Below are 23,934 nucleotides of genomic sequence, written 5' to 3'. Positions count from 1 at the left end.
AAAAAAACGCAGAGAGCAGAGGCCTTTCGCAAAGATGTAAAACTGGCATTTCTGCGGGGAAAGGCTTACTGCTGAGCTGGCTTCAGGGAGCATACACCTTTCGCAAAGACGCAAAACCGCCATCCCTGGCAGGCTCAGCGCGGGCCATCCCTGGCCCGCTATGCTTTGCTACAGGCATATGCTCCCTTCGCTTCACGTCCGGCAACCACATCCGTTTTCAGAAAGGTCGCCACTGAAAAAACCTGGTGACAAAGAATCTGACAGCAACACCTAAGCTCAACACGCCGGGAACAGGGTCAGAAGAGGAAAGCGTCCCGCGACTGGGACAAAAACGCCGGGAGCGTTTTTGAACAACGCAAAGCGTTGGCCCGGTATGGGCGCACCTCAGGGATGAGGTGCGTAATAACGCGGGCACAGTCTTAAAGCGGACTCTCTATGCAGGAACGGCACGACACCAGACCGACTCCGAATTGGCCCGCGACTTTAAAATGCCCTTCAGCCTGTTACAGCTCAATCACTTCATAGCTATGCGTAATCGTCACACCTTTACCCAGCATGATGGCCACCGAACAATATTTTTCAGCAGAAAGATCCACCGCGCGTGAGACCGCTTTATCCTGGAGCGCTTTACCACTCACGATAAAGTGCAGGTTGATGTGCGTAAAGATTCGCGGCGCCTCTTCACGACGTTCTGAGGTCAGTTTTACTTCACAATCAGCCACATCGTTACGGCCTTTTTGCAGAATTGATACCACGTCAATCGCGCTGCATCCGCCGGCCGCCATCAGCACCATCTCCATTGGGCTGGGCGCTTTATCGCCCGAATTTCCATCCATCAGTATCTGATGGCCGGATGAGGATTCTCCGAGGAATGTCAGTCCTTCTACCCACTTCACTCTTGCCTGCATGATTTTTGCTCCGGAATACGCTGTTTTGTCGCCAGAGTACGCTTTCGCCTGGTAAACAGCAATCCAGAGAAATCCGCCTGTAGCTGAAGCGAGACAACACAAGACAGTCGGCAAAAGCTGTGCTACAAACAGTGCTGAAAATATTTTTCGTCACCCGATGGCGAAGCCGGGAAGAATGATGCGCACTGCGCCTGATGCGGCCCGAATAATTTCCTGAAAGGGAAACGCTTGAAGCTTTCACCGCCTGACAGGGAAAACTGCCCCCTGTATTTTGGGCACGATTACAACAGAGGATAATAGCGAATGGTTCTCGGCAAACCGCAAACAGACCCTACACTCGAATGGTTCCTGTCCCATTGCCATATTCACAAGTATCCATCCAAAAGTACGCTGATTCACCAAGGTGAAAAAGCAGAAACGCTTTACTACATCGTGAAAGGTTCCGTCGCGGTTCTGATTAAAGATGAAGAAGGCAAAGAGATGATTCTTTCCTACCTGAATCAGGGCGATTTCATTGGTGAGCTTGGCCTGTTCGAAGAAGGCCAGGAGCGCAGCGCCTGGGTACGTGCGAAAAGCGCGTGCGAAGTGGCGGAGATTTCTTACAAGAAATTCCGTCAGCTGATTCAGGTTAATCCCGACATCCTGATGCGACTCTCCTCGCAGATGGCGCGTCGCCTGCAGGTCACGTCTGAAAAAGTGGGTAACCTCGCTTTCCTCGACGTCACCGGACGCATTGCACAGACCCTGCTCAACCTGGCGAAGCAGCCAGATGCCATGACGCATCCCGACGGCATGCAAATTAAAATCACTCGTCAGGAAATTGGCCAGATTGTGGGTTGTTCACGCGAAACCGTGGGCCGTATTTTGAAGATGCTGGAAGATCAGAACCTGATCTCCGCACACGGCAAAACCATCGTCGTTTACGGCACCCGCTAATTCCTGTCACCCACGGCGTGATGGCAACATCACGCCGTTATTGTTTGTGTTGGGCCGATGTGGCGTCGAATTATTTACCATCCTGAAGTCAACTACGCCTTGCGGCAAACGCTGGTGCTTTGTCTGCCCGTCGCGCTGGGCTGGCTGGCTGGCGACCTGCAAAAAGGTCTGCTGTTCTCGTTAGTGCCTGCCTGCTGCAATATTGCCGGTCTGGATACCCCGCATAAACGCTTTTTCAAACGCCTGATTGTGGGTGGCAGCCTGTTTGCCCTCGGCAGCTTCCTGATTCAGTGGCTCACACTGCATGCCATTCCGCTACCGCTCATCCTGTTCGCCATGCCCCTGCTGCTCGGCGTGACGGGTGAGATCAGCCCGCTGCATGGTCGTCTGCTGCCCGGCACGCTTATCGCCGCCATTTTTACCCTGAGCCTCATTGGCCGCATGCCCATCTATGTTACCCCGCTGCTCTACATCGGCGGCACGCTCTGGTATGGGCTGTTTAACTGGTTCTGGTTCTGGCTGTGGAAAGAGCAGCCGATGCGCGAAAGCCTCAGCCTGATCTACCGCGAGCTGGCTAACTACTGCGACGCCAAATACACCCTGCTGACGCAGCTGACCGACCCGGAAAAGGCACTGCCGCCGCTGCTGGCGCGTCAGCAGAAAGTGGTCGATCTGATTAACACCTGCTATCAGCAGATGCACATGCTGTCGGCAAGCCGCGATCACAGCCATAAGCGGCTGACGCGCGCCTTTCAGGTGGCGCTGGATCTGCAGGAACACATCTCGGTTAGTCTGCATCGGCCGGAAGAGGTGCAGAAGCTGGTCGAACAGAGCCATGCCGAAGCGGTGATCCGCTGGAATGCCAAAACCATTTCGGCCCGGCTACGGGTGCTGGCGGATAACATCCTTTATCACCAGCTACCCGATCGCTTTGCGATGGACAAACAGCTTGGCGCGCTGGAGAAGATCGCCCATCAGCATCCCGACAATCCGGTGGGTAACTTCTGTCTTTACCACTTCAACCGCATTGCGCGGGTGCTGCGCACGCAGAAACCGCTGTATCAGCGTGATCTGATGGCGGATCGTCAGCGCCGTCTGCCGCTGTTACCGGCGCTGCGCAGTTATCTCTCTTTTCGCTCGTCAGCGCTGCGCACCGCCGGACGCTTTGCGGTAATGCTGATGCTGGGCAGTGCACTGGCGCTGTTCTTCAACATCCCCAAACCTTACTGGATCCTGATGACCATCATGTTCGTCAGCCAGAACGGTTACAGCGCTACGCGTGTTCGCATCCAGCACCGTGCGCTGGGCACCTTTGCCGGTCTGGTGATTGCGGCCGCCACGTTGCGGCTGGCGGTACCGGAGTCGCTGGTGCTGCTGATCATGCTGGCAATAACCTTTATCAGCTATCGCTTTACGCGCCAGTTCTATGGCTGGTCAATGATTGGCTTTACGGTCACGGCGGTTTACTCGCTGCAATTGCTGTCGCTGAATGGCGCGCAGTTTCTGCTGCCGCGACTGATGGATACGCTGATGGGCTGTCTGATCGCCTTTGGCGGAATGCTGTGGCTGTGGCCGCAGTGGCAGAGTGGCTTACTGCGACAGAACGCCCATGATGCGCTGGAAGCCGATCAGGACGCACTGAGATTGTTGCTGGGTAACGAACAGTCACCTGAGAAACTGGCGTATCAGCGCGTGAAGGTGAATCAGGCGCACAATGCGCTGTTTAACTCGCTGAATCAGGCGATGCAGGAACCCGCGTTTAACTCCCGCTATCTGAGTGATATGCGGCTCTGGGTCACGCACAGTCAGTTTATTGTTGAGCACATTAATGCCATAACGATTCTGGCGCGGGAGCACACTATGCTGACCGACTCGCTGGCAGAACGCTATCTGCAATCCTGTGAAATCGCGCTACAGCGGTGTCAGCAGCGGCTGGAATATGATGGTGAAAGCTCACAGGTTAATCTGCTGGATGATCTTGAGAACATCAGTGAGGGACCTGTCACGGTGGTGGAACAGCATGTGCGACGTATTCTTGACCATCTGAGCGTGATGTACACCATCTCCTCACTGGCATGGAACCAGCGACCACAACATGGCCGCTGGCTGATCAGACGCTTACGTAAAAACTAGCCTAGCCGTTAAGCACCTTGCCGACGGCGGTGGCGAAGCGGCGCATGCCCTCTTCGATATCGGCCGGTTCGATAATCAGTGACGGCGCAAAACGCATCACGTCGGTGCCGGCAACCAGCACCATCACGCCCTCAGCGGCGGCGGCATTCAGTATGTCGCGTGACTTCCCGGCATGCTGAGGTTTAAGCGCGGCGCCAATCAGCAACCCCTTGCCGCGAATGTCACTGAACAAGTCATACTTCGCATCAATGGCCTGCAGCGCTGTGACAAAGTGCTCACGCCGCATATCGACACCCGCCAGCACGTCCGGCGTATTGATAATATCCAGCGCCGTTTCAGCGATGGCGCAGGCCAGCGGATTGCCGCCATACGTGGTCCCATGCACGCCTGGTGCCATGGTCGAGGCGATCTCGTTAGTGGTCAGCATGGCGCTGACCGGGAAACCGCCGCCCAGCGCTTTGGCTGAGGTCAGAATATCGGGCTGGACGCCATAATGCTCATAGGCGAACAGTTTGCCGCTGCGTCCCATGCCACTCTGCACTTCATCCAGCACCAGCAGCGCCTGATGCTGATCGCAAAGCTCGCGCAGTCCCTGCATAAATTCCTGCGTCGCGGGCACTACGCCGCCTTCGCCCTGAATCGGTTCAACCACGATGGCGCAGGTGTGGTCGTCGATTACCGCTTTCACTGCATCAAGGTCATTAAACGGCACGTGGACGATATCCGCCGGTTTCGGCCCGAACCCGTCGGAATATTTTGGCTGTCCGCCGACCGTAACGGTAAACAGCGTCCGGCCATGAAAGGCGTTATGGAAGGCGATGATTTTACTTTTAAACGGGCTGTGACGTTTGCAGGCGTAGTAGCGCGCCAGCTTAAACGCGGCTTCGTTGGCTTCGGCACCGGAGTTGGCAAAGAAGACGCGATCGGCAAAGGTCGCCTGGATTAACTTACTGGCAAGGCGCAGCGCCGGTTCGTTGGTGAAGACGTTGCTGGTGTGCCACAGCGTCTCGCCCTGGCTTTTCAGCGTCTCCACCAGCGCAGGATGGCAGTGTCCAAGTGCGGTGACGGCGATACCACCCGAGAAATCGATATACTCTTTGCCCTGCTGATCCCATACACGGCTGCCCTTGCCTTTTACCGGCACGAACTGCGCAGGTGCATAAACAGGCAAAATAACGTTATCGAACGTCTCCCGCGTGACCGCAATTTTTTCCGCTGCCATTGATGACCCCATTTAAATGATTATTGTGCAAACATGAAATAATAATCACAAAATATGCATAAAAAATCACTCAAAGGCAACTTATTGCTCAAGGAAATTGCGCAGCAGCAGATGTCCCTGCTCGCTGAGAATGCTCTCGGGATGGAACTGTACGCCTTCCAGCGCCAGAGTTTTGTGGCGGAATCCCATAATTTCGTCAGGCTCGCCGTCACGCATCGTCCAGGCCGTCACCTCGAACGCCTCGGGCAGAGTATCGCGCTGCACAATCAGCGAGTGATAGCGGGTCACGGTAAGGGGATTATTGAGATTGCGAAACACGCCCTGGCCGGTGTGCTGAATGGCAGAGGTTTTGCCGTGCATCACCTGACGCGCACGTACCACCTGCGCGCCATACGCCTGCGCAATCGCCTGATGGCCCAGGCAGACGCCCAGCACCGGCAGCTGTCCGGCGAAGTGCCGGATTGCCGCCAGCGAGATGCCTGATTCCGACGGCGTGCAGGGGCCAGGCGAGATGGCCAGATGGGTCAGTGGCAGCGCCGCCATCTGCTCCAGCGTGATGGCATCATTGCGCACCACCTGAACCTGCGCGCCCAGCTCGCAGAAATATTGATAGAGATTCCAGGTAAAGGAGTCGTAATTGTCGATAAGCAGCAGCATGACGTGTCCAGAATGATAAACCGCGCCGCTATTCTACGCGGTCAGGCCGCCTCACTCACCACTTTCGCAAAGACCTGCTCCAGCGGGACCAAATCTCCGGCTACACCGGCCTGATTCGCCGCTTTCCAGCTTTCAGCATCCGTCTCTTCCCAGTTCAGCAGATATCCGGCATGCAGTGCAAGCTGTTCAAAGAAAATCCGCTGCGCCCGACCATTTCCGTGGCGGAAAGGATGCAGCATATTGATTTCGCAATAGTAGTGAGCGAGGCGCTGAATAAATTCGTCACGCGGCAAATCAGCTAACCCCTTCTCTTCTTCCAGCGCGGCCATCAGGGCATTGCCTTCCTTTTCGATATATTCGAAATGACAGAACGGCGTCTCATCACGCCAGATATCAATGGTGCGCAGTTCCCCCGCCCAGCTGTAGACATCCTGGAACAGCGTGCGATGGATCTGGCGCAGGTAAGGCAGCCCGGGATTACGCGGGCCCAGCTCCAGCGTGGCGGCGCGTGCCGCACTAAAGCTCAGCTCTGCCTTGCGCAGCTGCGCAGCGTCATGAATATCGGGCAGATTTTTCAGCACGTTGTCGTGCTGCCACAGGTAGGGATCCTGGCTGACGGCGGTATTAGAGTCCATATTGCCTCCTCAGTGACGCCAGACGTGCGGCTGCATCATCGCTGTTAACACTGGTTTCATTTGGCATGAAACCTTCCAGCCGACAGCTGGCCTGATAGCTGGCGCTACGTCGCTGTTGCCACAGGGTGACCTTCTGTTTTTCGGTGAGTTTGTTCGCCATGCCGCCTCCTGCTCAGGTTTTTGCCCTAAGTATAAGAGCAATTTCTGGCTTTGCCGGAGGCGACAGACGGTCGCCATCCGCAGATGGCGACGAAAAGCGTTAAGGCAGGACTTTAGCGGAGAGGATAACTACCGGTTTGGACGGAACATTCTGGTAAGGACCCACATCTTTGGTCGGAACCTGAGAAATTTTTTCAACCACATCCTGACCTTTCACAATCTTGCCAAATACGGCATAGCCAAAATCGCGCTGTCCGTGGTCGAGGAAGGCATTATCCGCGACGTTGAGGAAGAACTGGCTGGTCGCACTGTCTTTATCGGCGGTACGCGCCATAGAGATGGTGCCGCGCAGGTTACGCAGGCCATTGTCCGCTTCGTTTTTAATTGGCGCGTTGGTCTGCTTCTGCTGCATGTCTGTGGTGAAGCCCCCACCCTGCACCATAAAGCCCGGGATCACGCGGTGAAAAATGGTGTTGTTGTAAAAACCATTGTTGACGTAATCAACGAAGTTTTTCACAGAAACCGGCGCTTTTTGGTTATTCAGTTCGAGTTCAATATTGCCGGCGGAGGTGGTGAGCAGAACGTGGGTGTCACCTTTTGCGGCCAGCGCCTGGGCGGAAACGGAAGAGAGCGCTAACAGGGTGATGGCCGCTGTTAAAGTACGTTTAAACATGAAAGATTCCTTACCTGGGAGAGCGGGCACAAAAACGTGATTGATTGTAAAGAGACTCTATTCCATGAGCCAGCGTTTTACCTATATTTACGCTGTTGCAGCAAAAGGTCTGAGCAAACGTTAAACACCCGCAATTGCGTGATTAAAATCACACAACACATGAAATATGGATCTGTAGTTTCACTGCTTGTTTATTAAGATCACAGTTCCGTTTACACTTTCTGACACTTTTTGCCACCCGGTTCTCAACAGGTTCAGAACATGACAAACCGTAATCGTATTGGCCTCACCTGGATAAGCTTCTTCTCCTATGCGCTGACCGGCGCGCTGGTGATCGTTACCGGCATGGTAATGGGCGATATCGCAAAAGATTTCCAGATCCCCATCTCCAGCATGAGTAATACCTTCACCTTCCTCAACAGCGGCATTTTAGCTGCGGTCTTCCTGAACGCCTGGCTGATGGTCATTGTGCCGCTGAAGCGCCAGCTTATTTTCGGCTTCGTCCTGATGGTGCTGGCGATAATCGGGTTGATGACCAGTCGCGATCTCACTGTCTTTTCGCTCTGCATGTTTGTACTGGGTGTGGTGAGCGGCATTACCATGTCGATCGGCACCTTTCTGATTACCCACATGTATGAAGGTCGTCAGCGTGGTTCACGCCTGCTGTTCACCGACTCCTTCTTCAGCATGGCGGGCACACTGTTTCCGGTGCTGGCAGGGATTCTGCTGGCGCGTCAGTTGCCGTGGTACTGGGTCTACGTCTGCATCGGCTTTATCTACGTCGCCATCTTCATCATGACGCTGTTTGTTGAGTTCCCGGTGCTGCGTAAGCCTGAAAACAGCCCGACAGTTGAGAAAGAGAAATGGGGTGTGGGCGTGCTGCTGCTGGCAGTGGCGGCACTCTGCTACATTCTGGGCCAGCTCGGCTTTATCTCCTGGGTGCCGGAATATGCCACCAAAGTCATGGGCATGAACATCAATGACGCAGGACAACTGGTGGGCAGCTTCTGGACGGCGTATATGGTGGGTATGTGGGCCTTCAGCTTCCTGCTGCGTTTCTTCGATCTGCAACGCATTCTGATGGTGCTGGCAGGCCTGGCGACCGTGCTGATGTACTGGTTCGTCAGCAGCAGCGATGCTGGCATGCTGAAGTGGATCATCATGATTCTTGGTTTCAGCTCAAGTGCTATCTACACCACCATTATCACTCTGGGTTCACTACAGACCAAAGTGGCTTCACCGAAGCTGGTGAACTTCATCCTGACCTGCGGCACCGTCGGCACCATGCTGACCTTTGTGGTCACGGCACCTATCGTTGAGAAAAGTGGTGTGCATACCGCACTGGCGACGGCTAACGCGCTCTACGCCGTGGTGTTTGTAATGTGTGCCCTGCTCGGCTTTGTCAGCCGTCATCGTACTCACGGTCACGTCACGCATTAATCCTTCAGAGCGGCGAGTCATCGCCGCTCTGCTTTCTACCGCCGGAAGTCGATGCGCTCCCGTTCCCGCCAGTAAATCTCGCTTTCTGCGGGCTTTGTCTCTGCCAACACGACACCACGACGCACGGAATAGCGCACTGGCACCTGCCTTCTGACCGCATCAAAACCGCTTTCCGCTGGCAGAATGATCAGGCTGGCCTCGTTGCCGCTCTGAATGCCATAGCCTGACAGCTGCATCGTCTTCGCGCTGTTATGCGTAATCAGATCCAGACCCGCATCAATCTGCTCATAGCCCATCAGCTGACAGACATGTAAGCCCATATGCAACACCTGAAGCATATTGGCGGTGCCCAGCGGATACCAGGGATCAAACACATCGTCGTGGCCGAAGCAGACGTTAATCTCTGCCTCCAGCATCTCTTTCACCCGCGTAATGCCGCGCCGCTTAGGATAGGTGTCAAAGCGACCCTGCAGATGAATATTGACCAGCGGATTGGCAACAAAGTTAATGCCCGACAGTTTAAGCAGCCGGAACAGCCGTGAGGCGTACGCGCCATTGTAAGAGTGCATTGCGGTGGTATGACTGGCCGTCACACGTGCGCCGTTGCCATCGCGATGTGCCAGCGCCGCCACGGTTTCCACAAAGCGCGACTGTTCATCATCAATCTCATCGCAGTGAACATCGATCAGCCGGTCGTAGCGGTTAGCCAGCGCAAAGGTTTTATGCAGCGACTCGACGCCATATTCGCGGGTGAATTCGTAGTGCGGAATGGCGCCGACCACATCCGCGCCCAGCCGTAACGCCTCTTCCAGCAATGCTTCGCCGTTGGGATAAGAGAGAATGCCCTCCTGAGGAAACGCGACAATCTGAAGGGTGATCCATGGGGCCATCTCCGCTTTCAGCTCCAGCATCGCTTTCAGCGCCGTCAGTGACGGATCGGACACGTCAACGTGAGTGCGGACAAACTGGATACCGTTGGCGATCTGCCACTTCAGCGTCTGCAACGCCCGCTGTTTAACATCTTCGTGGCTGAGCAGCGCCTTGCGTTCGGCCCAGCGCTCGATTCCTTCAAACAGCGTCCCGGACTGATTCCATGCCGGTTCACCCGCCGTCTGGGTGGTATCCAGATGAATATGAGGCTCAATAAAGGGCGCGCAGGCTAAGCCGCCCTCACCGTCCAGTGATTGATCCGCGGGTGAAGGCTGCTGCGGCTGAGCTGAAATGCGGGCAATTTTTCCGTCGGCGATTTCGATTTGCCACAATCCTTCCCGCCAGGGTAAACGCACGTTATTGATCCACTTGGGTGACAACATGGCTGATTCCTTATCCGGTTAACCTGAGTGGTTAAAACTAGCACGATTCATACCACGCACGGCAATGCAGGATATTCAGCAGGTTAGCCACGCCAGATAAACTTAATTAAAATCAGAGTCATACATATTAATGGGTATATAGGGCCGTGGTTGATGTATATCAATAAGCGTCAGAAAGGGCGCGCTATTGTAGCCGCAGATATCGCAAATTTGAGGCAAAAATGAGCAAGCACAATGTCGTCGTTATTGGTAACGGCATGGTCGGCCAGCCGGACAGGTGATCAGTCCCAGCCTGATGATCATCGGCAGCGTGGTGAGTCTGCGTGACAGCCTGCGCTGGTTTTAAATCCTGCAAATAAAAACGGCGGGCACAAAGCCCGCCGCGTTGTTTGTCTGCTCAGCCATTATGGCATCGCGACAAAGCCTACCGCCTGATAAACCTTCTTCAGCGTTTCCTGCGCCTGTGCGCGTGCTTTGGCCGCGCCATCACGCATTACCTGCTCCAGCAGGGCTTCATCGTTGCGGAAGCGATGATAACGCTCCTGAAGCTCAGAGAGCATGCCCGACACAGCATCGGCTACCGCACCTTTCAGATGACCATACATTTTGCCTTCGAACTCCTGCTCCAGCTCAGCAATGGTTTTACCGGTCACGCCTGACAGAATATCCAGCAGGTTAGACACGCCCGCTTTCTCTTTGATGTCGTAGCGCACCACTGGCGGCTCTTCAGAATCAGTCACAGCGCGTTTGATCTTCTTCACGACCGCTTTCGGATCTTCCAGCAGGCCGATAACGTTATTACGGTTATCGTCGGACTTGGACATTTTTTTGGTCGGTTCCAGCAGCGACATGACGCGTGCACCCGATTTCGGAATGAACGGCTCTGGCACTCTGAATATGTCGCCATAGATCGCATTGAAGCGATGTGCGATATCGCGGCTCAGCTCCAGATGCTGCTTCTGATCTTCACCCACCGGCACCTGATTGGTCTGATAAAGCAGAATGTCCGCCGCCATCAGCACCGGATAATCGAACAGACCAGCGTTGATGTTCTCTTCGTAACGCGCTGATTTATCTTTGAACTGCGTCATGCGGCTCAGTTCACCGAAGTAGGCGTAGCAGTTCAGGATCCAGCTCAGCTGCGTGTGTTCTGGCACATGCGACTGAACAAAGATGGTGCTTTTTTCCGGGTCGATACCACAGGCCAGATAAAGCGCCAGCGTGTCCAGCGTCGCTTTGCGCAGTGCTGCAGGATCCTGACGCACGGTGATTGCGTGCAGATCAACGATGCAGTAAATGCAGTGAAAATCATCCTGCATCTGCACCCACTGACGCAGCGCTCCCATATAGTTGCCAATGGTCAGTTCGCCGGACGGCTGTGCGCCGCTGAAAACGATGGGTTTCATACTTAAGTCCTGATATTTACAGCCCCAGAGCGGGCAAAAGTTCGTCGAAAGAGTCGAGGGTTAAATCGGGCTGGCTGGTCGCAATCGGCTCGCCATAATTATAACCAAAGGTCATACCCACATTCGGTACGCCTGCCGCCTGCGCCGCCTGAATATCATTGCGAGAGTCGCCAACAAACAGCAACTCATTCTGCAATACGCCGAAGGTGCCCAGCACCATAAAGATCGCTGCAGGGTGCGGTTTTTTAACCGGCACATCGTCGCCACCAATAATCAGCGAAAACGCATCGGCAATGCCCAGCGATTCCAGTAACGGTGCCACAAACGGCGTCGGCTTGTTCGTCACAATCGCCATCGGCAATCCGGAAGCCTTTAATGCCTCCAGCGTCTGTTTTACCTGTGGAAACAGCGTGCTACCCGCCTCTACCGTATCGGCGTAGTGCCGGTCAAACAACGCCCGCGCATCACGCTGCTCTTCAGGCTGCGGTTCGCGACCCAGCGCGAAGGTCAGCGCGCGGGCCATCATGATATCGGCACCGTTGCCGATCCAGGTGGAGACCCGCTCAAGGCCCGCCTGCGGCAGGCGGAGATCGCTCAGCGTGCGGTCGATCGCATCAGCAAGACCTGGCGCGCTATCCACCAGCGTGCCATCGAGATCAAACGCCAGCGCACGAATCTCAGTGAAATGAGCCATTGGCTTTCTCCAGTTCATTGCGCATGTCGTCGATCACTTTTTTATAGTCAGGATGACCGAAGATGGCAGAACCGGCGACAAACATGTCAGCACCGGCAGCCGCTATCTCGCGGATATTGTCGATCTTCACGCCGCCATCCACTTCAAGGCGAATGTTGTAACCGCTCTGATCGATACGTCTGCGCGCTTCACGCAGTTTATCCAGGGTGCCGGGAATAAATGACTGACCGCCAAAACCAGGGTTCACTGACATCAGCAGAATGATATCCAGCTTATCCATGACGTAATCCAGATAGCTAAGCGGGGTCGCCGGGTTAAACACCAGACCTGCTTTACAGCCATGCTCTTTAATCAATTGCAGGGTGCGGTCAACATGTTCGCTGGCTTCGGGATGAAAGGTGATGTAAGTGGCGCCGGCTTTGGCGAACTCAGGGATCAGCGCATCTACCGGCTTCACCATCAGATGCACATCGATGGGAGCGGTGATGCCATAGTCCCGCAGTGCTTTTAGCACCATCGGACCCATGGTCAGATTAGGGACGTAGTGGTTATCCATCACGTCGAAGTGCACCACGTCACCTCCGGCCGCCAGCGCTTTGGCTGTGTCTTCGCCCAGACGGGCAAAGTCCGCCGAAAGGATTGAAGGGGCCAGCAAATATTGTTTCATCCGATTCTCCCACTGTTGTGCGCCAGCCCGGAGGCTGGCGTGATGCGTTGGTCGCGGACGAAACAGACTAGCGATAAAGTGCCAGCAGTTCGTCGACCTTGGTGCGACCCGTTATGCTTCGGCTGATAGAACGCCGGGCTTTGACCACATGTAACACTGCATCCTGATACCACAAACGCGTCAGTGCAGTGTCGTGGTTAGAAATCAGAACCGGAATACGGTTCTCCGACGAAGCGAGCTGTGCCGCTAACGCCGCCAGATTCTCCTGCTCACGCAGACTGAAGCTGTTGGTGTGATAAGCCGTGAAATTAGCCGTTGCCGACAGCGGGGCATAAGGCGGATCGCAATAGACCACAGAGCCCTTGCCAGCATTGGTCAGCGTAACATCGTACGATTCACAGACAAACGTCGCTTTTTGCGCGCGCTCGGCAAACCATAACAGTTCTGCTTCCGGAAAGTAGGGTTTGCGATAGCGGCCAAACGGCACGTTGAACTCACCACGCAGGTTATAGCGACAGAGGCCGTTGTAACAGTGACGGTTCAGATAGAGGAACAGCAGCGCGCGCTGGTAGGCGTCGGTGCTGGTGTTGAATTCGGTGCGCCGCTGGTAATAACAGATCTCGTTGTTACCTTCCGGCGTAAACAGCAGCTGCGCGTCACGAATGAAATCCGCCGTGCGCGTTTTAACAATGTTGTAGAGATTAATCAGGTCACTGTTGATATCTGCAAGATGGTAGCGATCAAACTCCGTGTTCAGAAACACTGAGCCTGCACCCACAAAGGGCTCGACCAGACAGTCGCCTTGCGGCAGGTGACGATGGATCTCTTCTACTAAGGGAAATTTTCCCCCTGCCCATTTCAGGAAAGCGCGATTTTTTTTCATGCTGTCGTGGTTATTACATCTTATTGTGAGGCTGTGGCTTTACCGACAGCAGATCTGCGCTTAAAACGGGGCCAGAACATGGCCCCACATCCGCTATTGGCTGGCTTCTTTCTTCACCTGGCTAACGGGTTTTACCCAGGGGTTTTTTGCACGTACTTCCGCAGGCAGCGACGCGACAGCGCGTTTGGCATCCGCCGGTGTGGCATAAGATCCACTCACCAGCACATACCACGGCTGACCGTTACGGGTGGTTTTGTAGACGTGATACCCGCTCAGATTCTGTTGTTTAGCCCAGGCATTCAGGCTTTCCGCCTTCGATGCACCGCTCAGCTGCAGCGTATAGCTGCCGCCTGGCACGGATTTGCTGGCTGAACTGCTGCCGGTGGACGCAGTGGCCGGAGCAGAACTGGCTGGGGAATGCGCTGGCGTGGTATGCGTTTTGCTGTCACGGGTTGCAGGTTTCGACGCCGTTTTATGCGATGAATCATGCGCCGGACGTGCAGAAGCACTGGATTTGTTGGGCGTCTGACGTGAAGGTGCGGCGACAGGATTGGCTGCCGTTCCTGCATTACCGCTGACCGTCGCGGGCGCCGTCGGCAGTGAACTGCCACCCTGCGTTCCCATCGCAGCGTTATCGACCTGCTGCTGCTGATTCGTCAGCGCGCTGTTCAGATCGCCTGGCAGCGTGACGCGCTGCTGATTTGCTGGCGCGTCAACCGGCGCGGCCTGGGTAGGCGTTGACGCCACAGGCGGCATGGAAACGTCACGCTGAGGAGCAGAGGCACCCTCACCGCTGGTCGATGCGTTATTTGCGTCAGCCGCTGGCGTGGTTTGACCTGACGGAGGAGTTTGCCCGGCTGACATGGAAGAGGAGCCGCCCAGATCGATATTCTTCTCGCTACCGGAACCGCCACTGGCGGCAGGAGTCGTGCCCGCAGTCGCTGGCTTTTTCTCATCCGGGCCATTCAGCGCTGAACCAATACCCAGTACCAGTAACAGCAGAACCAGAATCCCGACACCCATCATGATGCGCTGGCGCGACGCCGGTACTTTGGCTGCGGCAGACGGCTTACGCGGGCGCGAGGGACGGCGGTCGCTGGCGTCAGGTTTTAACTCGTCTTCCGGTTTAAACTCATCCATTTTGCCTCCTCCGTAAAGCGGCATTCCGCACTGCGCACCCTGCGCGCCGCGTCACCACTCAACTGCTTAATCTCAGGGTTGCTGACAATCATTAATCGCAGCCAGCACCATATCATGTGCCACGCCACCACGCACTTCAGAGCGACCAATCGACAGCGGGAGTATCAGCCGCAGTTCGCCCGCCAGAACTTTTTTATCGCGCATCATGTGCGGCAGATACATCTCCGCACTCATCGCCTGCGGCCCATGCACCGGTAAACCGGCACGGCGGAACAGCGCAATAATGCGGTCGGTCTCCTGCGCCTGGAACTGCCCCAGACGTTCAGCCGTTCGTGCTGCCATCACCATGCCTGCCGCAATGGCTTCACCATGCAGCCAGTTGCCATAGCCCATATGTGCTTCAATCGCATGACCAAAAGTATGGCCCAGATTAAGCAACGCCCGCTGACCGTTTTCACGCTCATCGGCCGAAACAACCTCGGCTTTCAGCTCACAGCAGCGACGAATGCAGTACGCCAGCGCCTGTTCATCCAGCGCCAGCAGAGCATCAAGATTCTGCTCCAGCCACTCAAAAAATATCCCGTCGAGAATGATGCCGTACTTAATGACTTCCGCCAGACCCGACGCCAGTTCGCGCGCGGGCAGTGTCTTCAGACAGGCCGTATCAATCACCACCGACGCGGGTTGATAAAACGCGCCGATCATGTTTTTGCCCAGCGGATGGTTAACGGCCGTTTTACCGCCAACCGAAGAATCAACCTGCGACAGTAAGGTGGTCGGTACCTGAATAAAGCGTACGCCACGCTGATAACTGGCCGCAGCAAAACCGGTAAGATCGCCAATGACGCCACCGCCTAAGGCGATAAGCGTCGTATCACGACCGTGCGGCTTTTGCAGAAGTGCGGTAAAAACCTGATCCATTACGGCCAGCGTCTTGTATTGCTCGCCGTCGGGTAAGATCACCTGATCCACTTTTACACCAGCCGCCTTCAGCAGCGCTGTAAGCGGGTCAAGATAAAGCGGAGCCAGCGTCTGGTTTGTCACCACCATGGCGTTTTCGCCCGCGCGTAGCGGCCAAAAAGAAGCCGGATCGTTAAACAGTCCGGCGGCGATAGTGATGGGGTAACTGCGTTCCCCTAGTGAGACGGTGATCTTCTCCATGATGCTCGATACCTGTTAAAGAGCCTTCGAACGTTGGATCAACTTTTTTCCAACATGTGGATAATCTGATTCGCCACCACTTTCGCACTCTGATCATCTGTGCGAATGGTTACATCGGCGATCTCTTCGTAGAGCGGGTTACGTTCGCCAGCCAGCGCTTCGAGCACTTCACGCGGCGGTGAATCCACCTGCAGCAACGGACGTTTTTTGTCACGTTGGGTGCGCGCCAGTTGCTTCTCGATGGTGGTTTCAAGATAAACCACAACACCGCGAGCGGAGAGCCGATTACGCGTTTCCCGGGATTTGACGGAACCCCCGCCTGTCGCCAGGACGATGCCTTGCTTCTCGGTCAGTTCGTTGATGATTTTTTCTTCGCGATCGCGAAAGCCAGCTTCGCCTTCGACATCAAAAACCCAGCCCACATCCGCTCCGGTGCGTCGCTCAATTTCCTGATCGGAATCGAAGAACTCCATGTTGAGTTGCTGAGCCAACTGACGGCCAATAGTGCTTTTGCCGGCACCCATCGGCCCAACCAGAAAGATATTGCGTTTCTCTGCCATTTTGTCGGTATTACTAAGAATTCGTTAATGATACCCCGCGTTCAGCATTCGCTGGCGGGACAGGAACTGAGACCTCATGAGCGTTAGCAAGAGTCAGATGAAAAATTATCTCAACACTCAAGGCTGTTTGGCAACCGATTATATTGCCTTCAGCACATCCATTTCTGAATTGGCCTGTGTTCGCGAAACTGTAACGCGCCAGCGCTGCGTCTTTTACAACGCTGCTTACAGAGAAGTTTTCTGATCTGTTTGCCGGGATTTACCCAGCCTAGACGGTTACACCGTATTGAAAATCGCTAAACCTTGTAAGCTAATTCCTCTCCTGCGTCAACGCAGATGGCCTTAAGGGACGCATTTTCCGTTTTATCCAGCCGTAAGCGCTGCTTCCCTGACCAATCGTGGCGTAATGAAGATCACCAGCTCTCTTTTTTTGCGCTGCTCAGATTGCTGGCGAAATAACCCGCCAATCAGCGGCACATTTCCCAGTAGCGGCACCTTATTCTCGCCACGACTACGCTGCTGCTGAAAGATACCCCCTAACGCCAGTGTTTGCCCGTCACTGACCGTGACCTGAGTCTCAATTTCCTGTTTATCAATGGATAATATGTTGCTGTCACCGGTTCTGATGCTGCGACCCGGCATATTCTGGCTGATACGAATTTTCAGCTGGATGCGGCCATTACCGGAAAGGGTCGGTGTCACCTCCATGCCCAGCACCGCTTCTTTAAACTCAATACTGGTTGCCCCGCTGTTTCCTGCTGACACTTCATAAGGAATCTCCGTGCCCTGTTTAATTGATGCGGTCTGCTGATGTGAGGTAAAAAGGCGCGGACTGGCGATGATTTCAATCTGGTTTTCCTGTTCCAGCGCGCTTAACTCCAGATCCAGAAGCTGGCCGCCTATACGCGCCAGCGCCATCCCCACGCTGATGCCGGGTGAACTCAACGCCAGCGGGATATCCAGACGGGGATGGTGCAGAATGTCAGTCACTGCGGCGTCACCCGCCTGCAATCCCCACTTCACCCCCAACTCCTGCAAATGCTCTTCGCTGATGGTAACGATATGCGCTGAGAGCTCAATCTGCTCCAGTGGCAGATCCAGCGCCCGTATCCAGCGTTCTGTCTCTTTTAAAGCCGCTGCGGTATCGCGCAGTAACAGCGCATTGGTCCGTTTATCGACTGTCACGCTGCCGCGCGCCGTCATCAGCGACTGCCGCTCACTCAGCAGACTGGCATGCACCTCGCTGGCGCTGGCATAACGCAATGTGACCGCGCGCTGCTGCAAAGGTACCTGCTGCAACTGCGCCTGCTGCTCAGCCGCACGAGCCTGCTGTTGCGCCTGTTGCCAGCTTTCCGGATAGACCAGCAGGACATTATCCTGTTCAATCAGCGTCAGCTTTGCCATGCGCGCCACCAGCTCCAGCGCCTGATGCCACGGCAGGTTATCCAGCCGCAGCGATAACGAACCTTCCACCTCTGGCGCAATCATCAGATTGATCTGCTGATAATCAGCCAGCGCCTGCAAAATACGCTCTACCGGTGCATTATCAAATGTCAGGCTGAGCGGTTCCTCATCAGCGGCGTAAACCGGCAGCAGGCAGCTGATGACCAGCAGCAGAGTGGCTATCCAAACCATACGAACGTCCTTTTAAATAGAATGTAGTCTGTTGTGCGGTGCAGCTGTTTTGCACCGCTAAGGTGATGCTGCGGCGGGTCATGTCAGTGAGTTGCCAGGGCGCTACAGGAAAAGGTTTGCCGATGCGGGCGATGACAATCTCCTTCTGCGGACCAATCAGCCAGGCATGGAAATGCGCCTCCCGGCCAATGATCCCCTGCAGACGCCAGCCAGTGAGCGGTTCCACTGACGCTTCACACACTGAACCGGCAACCGGCCTGAACGGATCACGCGCCACCACACTGCTACAGCACAGCAGTAAAATCAGCAGGCTATGGCGCATCGTCAGATTCCAGCCAGAGTTGAGCGATCAGGAACTGCGGCTGCGCCAGCAGCTGAAAATGAACCGGAAACGGTGCGGAGGCATCGGCAAGCTCGGCAAAAAGCGACTGGAATGCCGGCCACTGCAGATGCAGCGTCAGCATGCGGGAGGGTGCATCCGGCTGCCACTCTTCCAGTTGGTTACGACGTGCCGCCAGAATCGTTTCCAGTGCCAGGCCTGATGTGCCAGATACAGACCGGGCACGCTGCATTTCCGCCAGTTGCGCCTGCAACACCTCATCATCAGGATGTTGACGCCACTGCAGCTGGCGCTGCTGCAGGGTGCGGGTCAACTGCAACAGCGCCACCTTTTCAGTTGTCAGCGCCTGCTGCTGTGGCCGCAGCCAGAGAATCCACGAGAGCAGGAGCAGGCAGAATGCGAAGGCGGCCAGCAAGCCGTAACGCGGAAGCGCGGCCATCTGCCACCACCGCTCCCACCACTCATTCATCAGCCACCGCCTGGACCGTTGCCCGCAGTGAAAAACGATAACTGCCATCGGCCTGCCGCTTTACACCGCCCTGCTTAACCTGATCCAGCAGGGCGACCGTAGTTAACTGCTGGCGGAATTGCCGGACCGAGGCCATATCCTGCGCCTGGCCCTCCAGAGTCAGATGATTGTCACGCTTCTCCAGACGGGTCAGCCAGGCGGAATCGGGCATCAACACGGGTAAATTGAGCCAGAACTGCTGCCAGGCAGCCAGTTGCACGGCCTGCTGACGCTGCTTTGCCTGCTGTTTTTGTACGACGGCGAGCCGGGCGAGTAACTGCTTTTGCTGCGCGAGTTGTTGTCCCAGAGCGTCCAGCGCCTGCTGCTGTAAACTGCGCGTCTGCGCCACCTGCTGACGCGCCTGATGGATCTGCCAGGTTTGTTGCACAACAACCAGAAACAACGTACCCAGCATCAGTAACAGCATCACCAGACTCTGCCGCTGCTGCTGTTGCCGACGGTGCTGCCGCCAGGGCAGCAGATTAACCGCCACCATTATTCATCTCCATCACGTAGCGCCAGCCCGGCCGCCAGCGCAAAGGCTCCCGGGTTTTCCGGCAAAGGAGGTTGCTTATAGCGAAAGAGATCAAAAGGGGAAAAGCGGGTGGCTTCGGCGGGCAGTACACCCGGCTCTGCGGCGCACCAGGCAACAAAACTGGCGTCGGGGAAAGCCTGCTGCCGCAGGGCCGCCAGTGTGGCGACTTCGCCGATGTCAGCCGCTGAGTGCGCATCGCTCCAGAGCCAGCGGTTATCCTGCTGCAGAACCAGTACCGCGCCGGATTTCAGTGCTGCCTGCCGGGCTAATCGCTTCAACGCATTAGTGGTCAGTTCAAACACCTGCGGCTTTAATCCTGACTGTAACAGTGGCGCTGCCCACTGATCGATAATCTCCAGCCGCGCTGCCGTGACGCAGAGTTGATCACGCTTTGCATCCGGCCGGTAATCCAGCGCCAGCGCAGTGGGCTCCAGAGGAAAGAGACGGCGCGCGGCCGCCTGCACGTAATGCCCCAGCGCGGGTTCGTTCAGCGCCTGCGCAGGCAGGGGAAGCTGGCGCTGTAACACCAGCCGGGCGGGCAGTGCGACACGCAGCGAATAACGACGCGGCAACCGCTGACGCCATGCCGTTAAGGCCGCCAGTAATTCAGGCGAAGATTGCAGCACGCCGTTTCTTAACGTATCTTGCGGCAGCCGCTGCTGCCACCAGTGGCGTAGCTGCCAGCCATCACGACGAGGCTGGAGGGCAAGGGCACAAATCTGCCTATTCTGAATATCCAGCCCAATTTGCCAGGTATGAAAAGCCATGCGCGCGATCTCCTTATCGTCCGGGAAAATGGACATATCAAAGCGTCTGGCTTGCCTTTATACTACCGCGCGGTTGTTTATAAACTGCTCAAACGACAACAGATGGGAAATTCCAGGTGAAGTTCGTAAAGTATTTATTAATCCTTACAGTGTGTTGCATCCTGTTGGGAGCTGGCTCGATTTATGGTTTATACAAATATATAGAGCCACAGCTGCCCGACGTGAACACGCTGAAAGATGTGCGTCTGCAAACCCCTATGCAGGTTTACAGCGCCGATGGCGACCTGATCGCCCAGTATGGCGAAATGCGCCGTATCCCTTTGACTCTGCAGCAAGTGCCACCTGTCATGGTGAAAGCGTTTATTGCGACCGAGGACAGCCGTTTTTATGAGCACCATGGTGTTGATCCGGTGGGTATTTTCCGTGCGGCCAGCATTGCACTGGTCTCCGGTCATGCTTCACAGGGTGCAAGTACCATCACTCAACAGCTGGCCCGTAACTTCTTCCTGAGTCCGGAACGCACCCTGATGCGTAAAATAAAGGAAGCGTTCCTGGCGATCCGCATTGAGCAGTTGCTGAATAAAGATGAAATCCTTGAGCTCTACCTGAATAAGATCTACCTGGGCTATCGCGCTTATGGCGTCGGTGCAGCCTCACAGGTCTATTTCGGTAAGCCCGTTGACCAGCTGTCGCTGAGTGAGATGGCGATGATTGCCGGTCTGCCGAAAGCGCCGTCTACCTTTAACCCGCTTTACTCGCCGAGCCGCGCCCTGTCGCGCCGCAACGTGGTACTGGCGCGTATGCTGGATCAGCATTACATCACGCAGCAGCAATATGACGAGGCCCGTAATACACCGCTGGTGGCGAAGTATCATGGCCCGGAAATCGCTTTCTCTGCCCCTTATCTCAGCGAGATGGTGCGTCAGGAGATGGTGAAACGCTACGGCAATAATGCCTACACCGACGGTTACAAGGTTTACACCACCGTGACTCGTCGTCTGCAGGAAGCCGCGCAGACCTCGGTGCGCAATAACGTCATGGCCTACGATATGCGTCATGGTTATCGCGGCCCGACCAGCGTGCTGTGGAAAGTGGGTGAACCGGCCTGGGATCAGACGAAGATCGAGAAAGCGCTGAAGGTGCTGCCGGTTTATGGCCCGCTCCACCCGGCCGTCGTGACAGAAGCACGCAGCGATGAAGCGACCGTCATGATGCAGGATGGCAGCAATGTGTCGCTGTCATTAGCCGGTGTGCGCTGGGCGCGTGCTTATAAGTCTGACACCGTGCAGGGCCCGACGCCGAAAAGCGTGACGCAGGTCCTGCAGGCTGGCCAGCAGATTTGGGTGCGTAAAGTGGGTGACGACTGGTGGCTGGGTCAGGTGCCGGATGTGAACTCGGCACTGGTCTCACTGGATCCGAATGATGGTGCGGTGCGCGCGCTGGTAGGTGGTTTTGCCTTTAACCAGAGCATGTTTAACCGTGCGACCCAGGCACTGCGCCAGGTCGGCTCTAACATCAAGCCTTTCCTTTATACCGCCGCCATGGATCGCGGGTTGACGCTCGCCTCCATCCTGAACGATGTGCCGATTTCACGCTGGGATGCAGGTGCCGGTGCAGACTGGCGTCCGAAAAACTCACCGCCAACTTACGATGGTCCGATTCGTCTGCGTCAGGGATTAGGTCAGTCGAAAAACGTCGTGATGGTGCGTGCGATGCGTGCGATGGGCGTGGATTATGCCGCAGAGTATCTGCAGCGCTTTGGTTTCCCGGCGCAGAACATTGTTCACACCGAGTCGCTGGCACTGGGTGCGGCCTCATTCACTCCATTACAGGTGGTGCGTGGCTACTCCGTGATGGCGAATGGCGGCTTCCTGGTTGATCCTTACTTCATTACGAAGATTGAGAACGAACAGGGCGGCACCGTCTTTGAAGAGAAACCGAAGATCGCCTGTCCGCAGTGCAATCTGCCGGTGATCTATGGTGAGACCAAAAAAGCGCTGGCGCTGAATGAAGAGAGTGTTGAGAACGTTGCTGCCTCAAATAACAACCAGAATCAGGCAGTTCCTCAGCCTGAACTGGAGCAGGTTCCTGCTCAGGCTCAGCAGGGCGATCAGCAATATGCACCTCACGTGATCAATACGCCGCTCAGCTTCCTCATCAGAAGCGCGCTGAACAGTAACATCTTTGGCGAACCGGGCTGGATGGGAACGGGCTGGCGTGCCGGACGTGACCTTAAACGTAATGATATCGGCGGGAAAACCGGTACCACCAACAGCTCGAAAGATGCCTGGTTCTCGGGTTACGGCCCTGGCGTAGTGACCTCCGTATGGATCGGTTTTGATGATGCGCGCCGTAATCTGGGCCGCAGTACGCTTTCCGGCGCGATTCCCGATCAGATATCGGGCTATGAAGGTGGCGCGAAGAGTGCGCAACCGGCATGGGATGAGTTCATGAAGAGCGCGCTCGACGGTGTACCGGTGCAGCCATTGACACCGCCGGATGGCGTCGTCACGGTGACAATCGATCGCAGTACCGGCAAGCTGGCAAATGGCGGCGGTAACACGCGTCAGGAGTACTTCATCAATGGTACCCAGCCGACCGAATATTCGGTTCACGATGTGGGTACCACTATTATGGATAACGGCGAGAGTCACGAACTGTTCTGATGTGATCCCTGTTATTGCACGATAAAAAAAGCCGACATCTGTCGGCTTTTTTATTCATTAAAGCATCCTGTTCAGTAACGCAGCCGTCCCTGTTTCACCAGCCATTCGCGCGCCATAAACAGTGCACTGACATTACGCGCCTCGCGGAAATCGGGTTCGTCCAGCAGCGACAGCATATCGCTGAGCGGCCAGCGGTGGATAATCAGCGGCTCCGGCTCATCACCCTCCAGCTTTTCAGCATAGAGACCTTCCGCGATCACAATATTCATTTTGCTGGAAAAGTAAGAAGGTGCCATGGTGAGCTTGCCCAGCGTGGTCAGCTGATCTGCACCAAAGCCGACTTCTTCTTTCAGTTCGCGCACCGCCGCTTCATTCACGGTTTCGCCTGCATCGATCAGCCCTTTCGGGAAGCCGAGTTCATAGGTTTCCAGTCCGACGGCGTACTCCTGAATCAGGATCAGATGATCATCAATAATCGGCACAATCATCACCGCTTCGCGCTCTGAAGGCTTCATCCGCTCATAGACGCGATGTGCACCATTGCTGAAAGCCAGATCAACCGACTCGATAGTGAATAACCGTGAACGTGCCACGGCGGTGATATTGAGGATGTCAGGTTTTTTTGGAATTTTCATATCAGCCTCAAATTATTCTGCGCCGGCTATCAGTAGCGAATTAGCATACCTAACCGCAGGCAATTGTGCGACAGTCAGACAGTGACGTTATCGTTGCACAGATTCAGTCGGTTGAATAACAGGCTTTAGTTATCAGTTAAGACTAAATTTGCATTAGTCAATACGCTGCGATAAGTTTCAGATAATACCGATATTTAATCCAGTCTGTGCCGGTTACCATTCGGACAAGGCAGGGTTTAACAAATGCCAATCAGATATACG

General features: G+C 55.4%; 24 protein-coding genes. 4 read left to right on the top strand and 20 right to left on the bottom strand.

The genetic code is table 11. The annotated features are described in order from the left end of the window. Positions 1–503: 503 nt before the first annotated feature. A complete protein-coding gene (locus tag EE896_RS01975; protein WP_003852949.1) occupies positions 504–908 on the bottom strand; it encodes an OsmC family protein in 405 nt (134 codons plus the stop codon). Positions 909–1,211: 303 nt separating this feature from the next. Between EE896_RS01975 and crp the strand changes: the two genes are divergently transcribed. Further along, the gene (gene crp / locus EE896_RS01970) at positions 1,212–1,844 is read left to right on the top strand and encodes a cAMP-activated global transcriptional regulator CRP (RefSeq protein WP_003852956.1); all 633 of its coding nucleotides are present in this window, start codon (positions 1,212–1,214) and stop codon (positions 1,842–1,844) included. A 57-nt stretch (positions 1,845–1,901) separates the two neighbouring features. After that, a complete protein-coding gene (locus tag EE896_RS01965) occupies positions 1,902–3,977 on the top strand; it encodes a YccS/YhfK family putative transporter (protein WP_003852957.1) in 2,076 nt (691 codons plus the stop codon). Position 3,978: 1 nt separating this feature from the next. Here EE896_RS01965 and argD read toward each other — a convergent pair whose 3' ends face one another. The 5 genes from argD to ppiA all read right to left on the bottom strand — a co-directional run bounded on the left by argD (position 3,979) and on the right by ppiA (position 7,323). Further along, entirely contained in the window at positions 3,979–5,199 is a 1,221-nt protein-coding gene (gene argD / locus EE896_RS01960) for a bifunctional acetylornithine/succinyldiaminopimelate transaminase (RefSeq protein WP_003852959.1), read from the bottom strand. An 81-nt stretch (positions 5,200–5,280) separates the two neighbouring features. After that, complete coding sequence (locus EE896_RS01955) at positions 5,281–5,856, bottom strand: aminodeoxychorismate/anthranilate synthase component II (protein WP_003852961.1); 576 nt, start codon at positions 5,854–5,856, stop codon at positions 5,281–5,283. A 41-nt stretch (positions 5,857–5,897) separates the two neighbouring features. Beyond that, the gene (locus tag EE896_RS01950; protein ID WP_003852963.1) at positions 5,898–6,491 is read right to left on the bottom strand and encodes a putative adenosine monophosphate-protein transferase Fic; all 594 of its coding nucleotides are present in this window, start codon (positions 6,489–6,491) and stop codon (positions 5,898–5,900) included. Further along, entirely contained in the window at positions 6,481–6,651 is a 171-nt protein-coding gene (locus EE896_RS01945) for a YhfG family protein (protein WP_003852968.1), read from the bottom strand. The genes EE896_RS01950 and EE896_RS01945 overlap by 11 nt, the downstream gene beginning before the upstream one ends. 99 nt (positions 6,652–6,750) lie before the next feature. Beyond that, positions 6,751–7,323 carry a peptidylprolyl isomerase A gene (ppiA, locus tag EE896_RS01940; RefSeq protein WP_003852970.1) on the bottom strand — a complete coding sequence of 191 codons (573 nt, stop codon included), beginning with the start codon at positions 7,321–7,323 and terminating at the stop codon, positions 6,751–6,753. Positions 7,324–7,584: 261 nt separating this feature from the next. Here ppiA and tsgA point away from each other — a divergent pair, with 261 nt between their 5' ends. Then, complete coding sequence (tsgA, locus tag EE896_RS01935; protein ID WP_003852972.1) at positions 7,585–8,763, top strand: MFS transporter TsgA; 1,179 nt, start codon at positions 7,585–7,587, stop codon at positions 8,761–8,763. 35 nt (positions 8,764–8,798) lie between these two features. On the opposite strand, the gene EE896_RS01930 is transcribed toward tsgA, so the two are convergent. The 13 genes from EE896_RS01930 to pilM form a co-directional block, all read right to left on the bottom strand. Beyond that, the gene (locus tag EE896_RS01930) at positions 8,799–10,076 is read right to left on the bottom strand and encodes a cytosine deaminase (RefSeq protein WP_140916369.1); all 1,278 of its coding nucleotides are present in this window, start codon (positions 10,074–10,076) and stop codon (positions 8,799–8,801) included. A gap of 404 nt (positions 10,077–10,480) precedes the next feature. Further along, positions 10,481–11,482 (bottom strand): tryptophan--tRNA ligase, encoded by a 1,002-nt coding sequence (gene trpS, locus EE896_RS01925; protein WP_003852975.1) that lies wholly within the window; start codon positions 11,480–11,482, stop codon positions 10,481–10,483. A 16-nt stretch (positions 11,483–11,498) separates the two neighbouring features. Then, the gene (locus tag EE896_RS01920; RefSeq protein ID WP_008926265.1) at positions 11,499–12,176 is read right to left on the bottom strand and encodes a phosphoglycolate phosphatase; all 678 of its coding nucleotides are present in this window, start codon (positions 12,174–12,176) and stop codon (positions 11,499–11,501) included. Beyond that, positions 12,160–12,843 (bottom strand): ribulose-phosphate 3-epimerase, encoded by a 684-nt coding sequence (gene rpe / locus EE896_RS01915; protein WP_003852981.1) that lies wholly within the window; start codon positions 12,841–12,843, stop codon positions 12,160–12,162. The genes EE896_RS01920 and rpe overlap by 17 nt, the downstream gene beginning before the upstream one ends. A gap of 67 nt (positions 12,844–12,910) precedes the next feature. Continuing rightward, positions 12,911–13,726 carry an adenine-specific DNA-methyltransferase gene (dam, locus tag EE896_RS01910; protein ID WP_039660819.1) on the bottom strand — a complete coding sequence of 272 codons (816 nt, stop codon included), beginning with the start codon at positions 13,724–13,726 and terminating at the stop codon, positions 12,911–12,913. Positions 13,727–13,819: 93 nt separating this feature from the next. Further along, positions 13,820–14,866, bottom strand: coding sequence for an SPOR domain-containing protein (locus EE896_RS01905; RefSeq protein ID WP_078805148.1), 1,047 nt, complete (start codon positions 14,864–14,866; stop codon positions 13,820–13,822). A 72-nt stretch (positions 14,867–14,938) separates the two neighbouring features. Beyond that, the gene (gene aroB, locus EE896_RS01900; RefSeq protein ID WP_078805147.1) at positions 14,939–16,027 is read right to left on the bottom strand and encodes a 3-dehydroquinate synthase; all 1,089 of its coding nucleotides are present in this window, start codon (positions 16,025–16,027) and stop codon (positions 14,939–14,941) included. 38 nt (positions 16,028–16,065) lie between these two features. Continuing rightward, the gene (gene aroK / locus EE896_RS01895) at positions 16,066–16,587 is read right to left on the bottom strand and encodes a shikimate kinase AroK (RefSeq protein ID WP_003852989.1); all 522 of its coding nucleotides are present in this window, start codon (positions 16,585–16,587) and stop codon (positions 16,066–16,068) included. Between the two features lie 363 nt (positions 16,588–16,950). Beyond that, entirely contained in the window at positions 16,951–18,222 is a 1,272-nt protein-coding gene (gene hofQ / locus EE896_RS01890) for a DNA uptake porin HofQ (RefSeq protein ID WP_078805146.1), read from the bottom strand. Then, positions 18,161–18,544, bottom strand: coding sequence for a HofP DNA utilization family protein (locus EE896_RS01885; RefSeq protein ID WP_039660823.1), 384 nt, complete (start codon positions 18,542–18,544; stop codon positions 18,161–18,163). The genes hofQ and EE896_RS01885 overlap by 62 nt, the downstream gene beginning before the upstream one ends. Next, positions 18,534–19,031 carry a HofO family protein gene (locus tag EE896_RS01880; RefSeq protein WP_039660824.1) on the bottom strand — a complete coding sequence of 166 codons (498 nt, stop codon included), beginning with the start codon at positions 19,029–19,031 and terminating at the stop codon, positions 18,534–18,536. The genes EE896_RS01885 and EE896_RS01880 overlap by 11 nt, the downstream gene beginning before the upstream one ends. Then, positions 19,024–19,566 (bottom strand): PilN domain-containing protein, encoded by a 543-nt coding sequence (locus EE896_RS01875; RefSeq protein ID WP_003852996.1) that lies wholly within the window; start codon positions 19,564–19,566, stop codon positions 19,024–19,026. Before EE896_RS01875 ends, EE896_RS01880 begins: the two co-directional genes overlap by 8 nt. After that, positions 19,566–20,372: a pilus assembly protein PilM gene (gene pilM, locus EE896_RS01870; protein WP_140916367.1), complete on the bottom strand. Its 807-nt coding sequence runs from the start codon at positions 20,370–20,372 to the stop codon at positions 19,566–19,568. The genes EE896_RS01875 and pilM overlap by 1 nt, the downstream gene beginning before the upstream one ends. Before the next feature lie 116 nt (positions 20,373–20,488). Here pilM and mrcA point away from each other — a divergent pair, with 116 nt between their 5' ends. Then, the gene (gene mrcA, locus EE896_RS01865) at positions 20,489–23,038 is read left to right on the top strand and encodes a peptidoglycan glycosyltransferase/peptidoglycan DD-transpeptidase MrcA (RefSeq protein WP_008926270.1); all 2,550 of its coding nucleotides are present in this window, start codon (positions 20,489–20,491) and stop codon (positions 23,036–23,038) included. A 71-nt stretch (positions 23,039–23,109) separates the two neighbouring features. On the opposite strand, the gene nudE is transcribed toward mrcA, so the two are convergent. Continuing rightward, on the bottom strand, positions 23,110–23,673 hold the full coding sequence (gene nudE / locus EE896_RS01860) for an ADP compounds hydrolase NudE (protein ID WP_003853003.1): 564 nt from the start codon (positions 23,671–23,673) through the stop codon (positions 23,110–23,112). Between the last annotated feature and the right edge of the window lie 261 nt (positions 23,674–23,934).

This window comes from Pantoea eucalypti (assembly GCF_009646115.1).
Lineage (GTDB): Bacteria > Pseudomonadota > Gammaproteobacteria > Enterobacterales > Enterobacteriaceae > Pantoea > Pantoea eucalypti.
The sequence above is the reverse complement of the archived record's forward strand: the minus strand, read 5'-3'. Positions and strand labels throughout refer to the sequence as shown.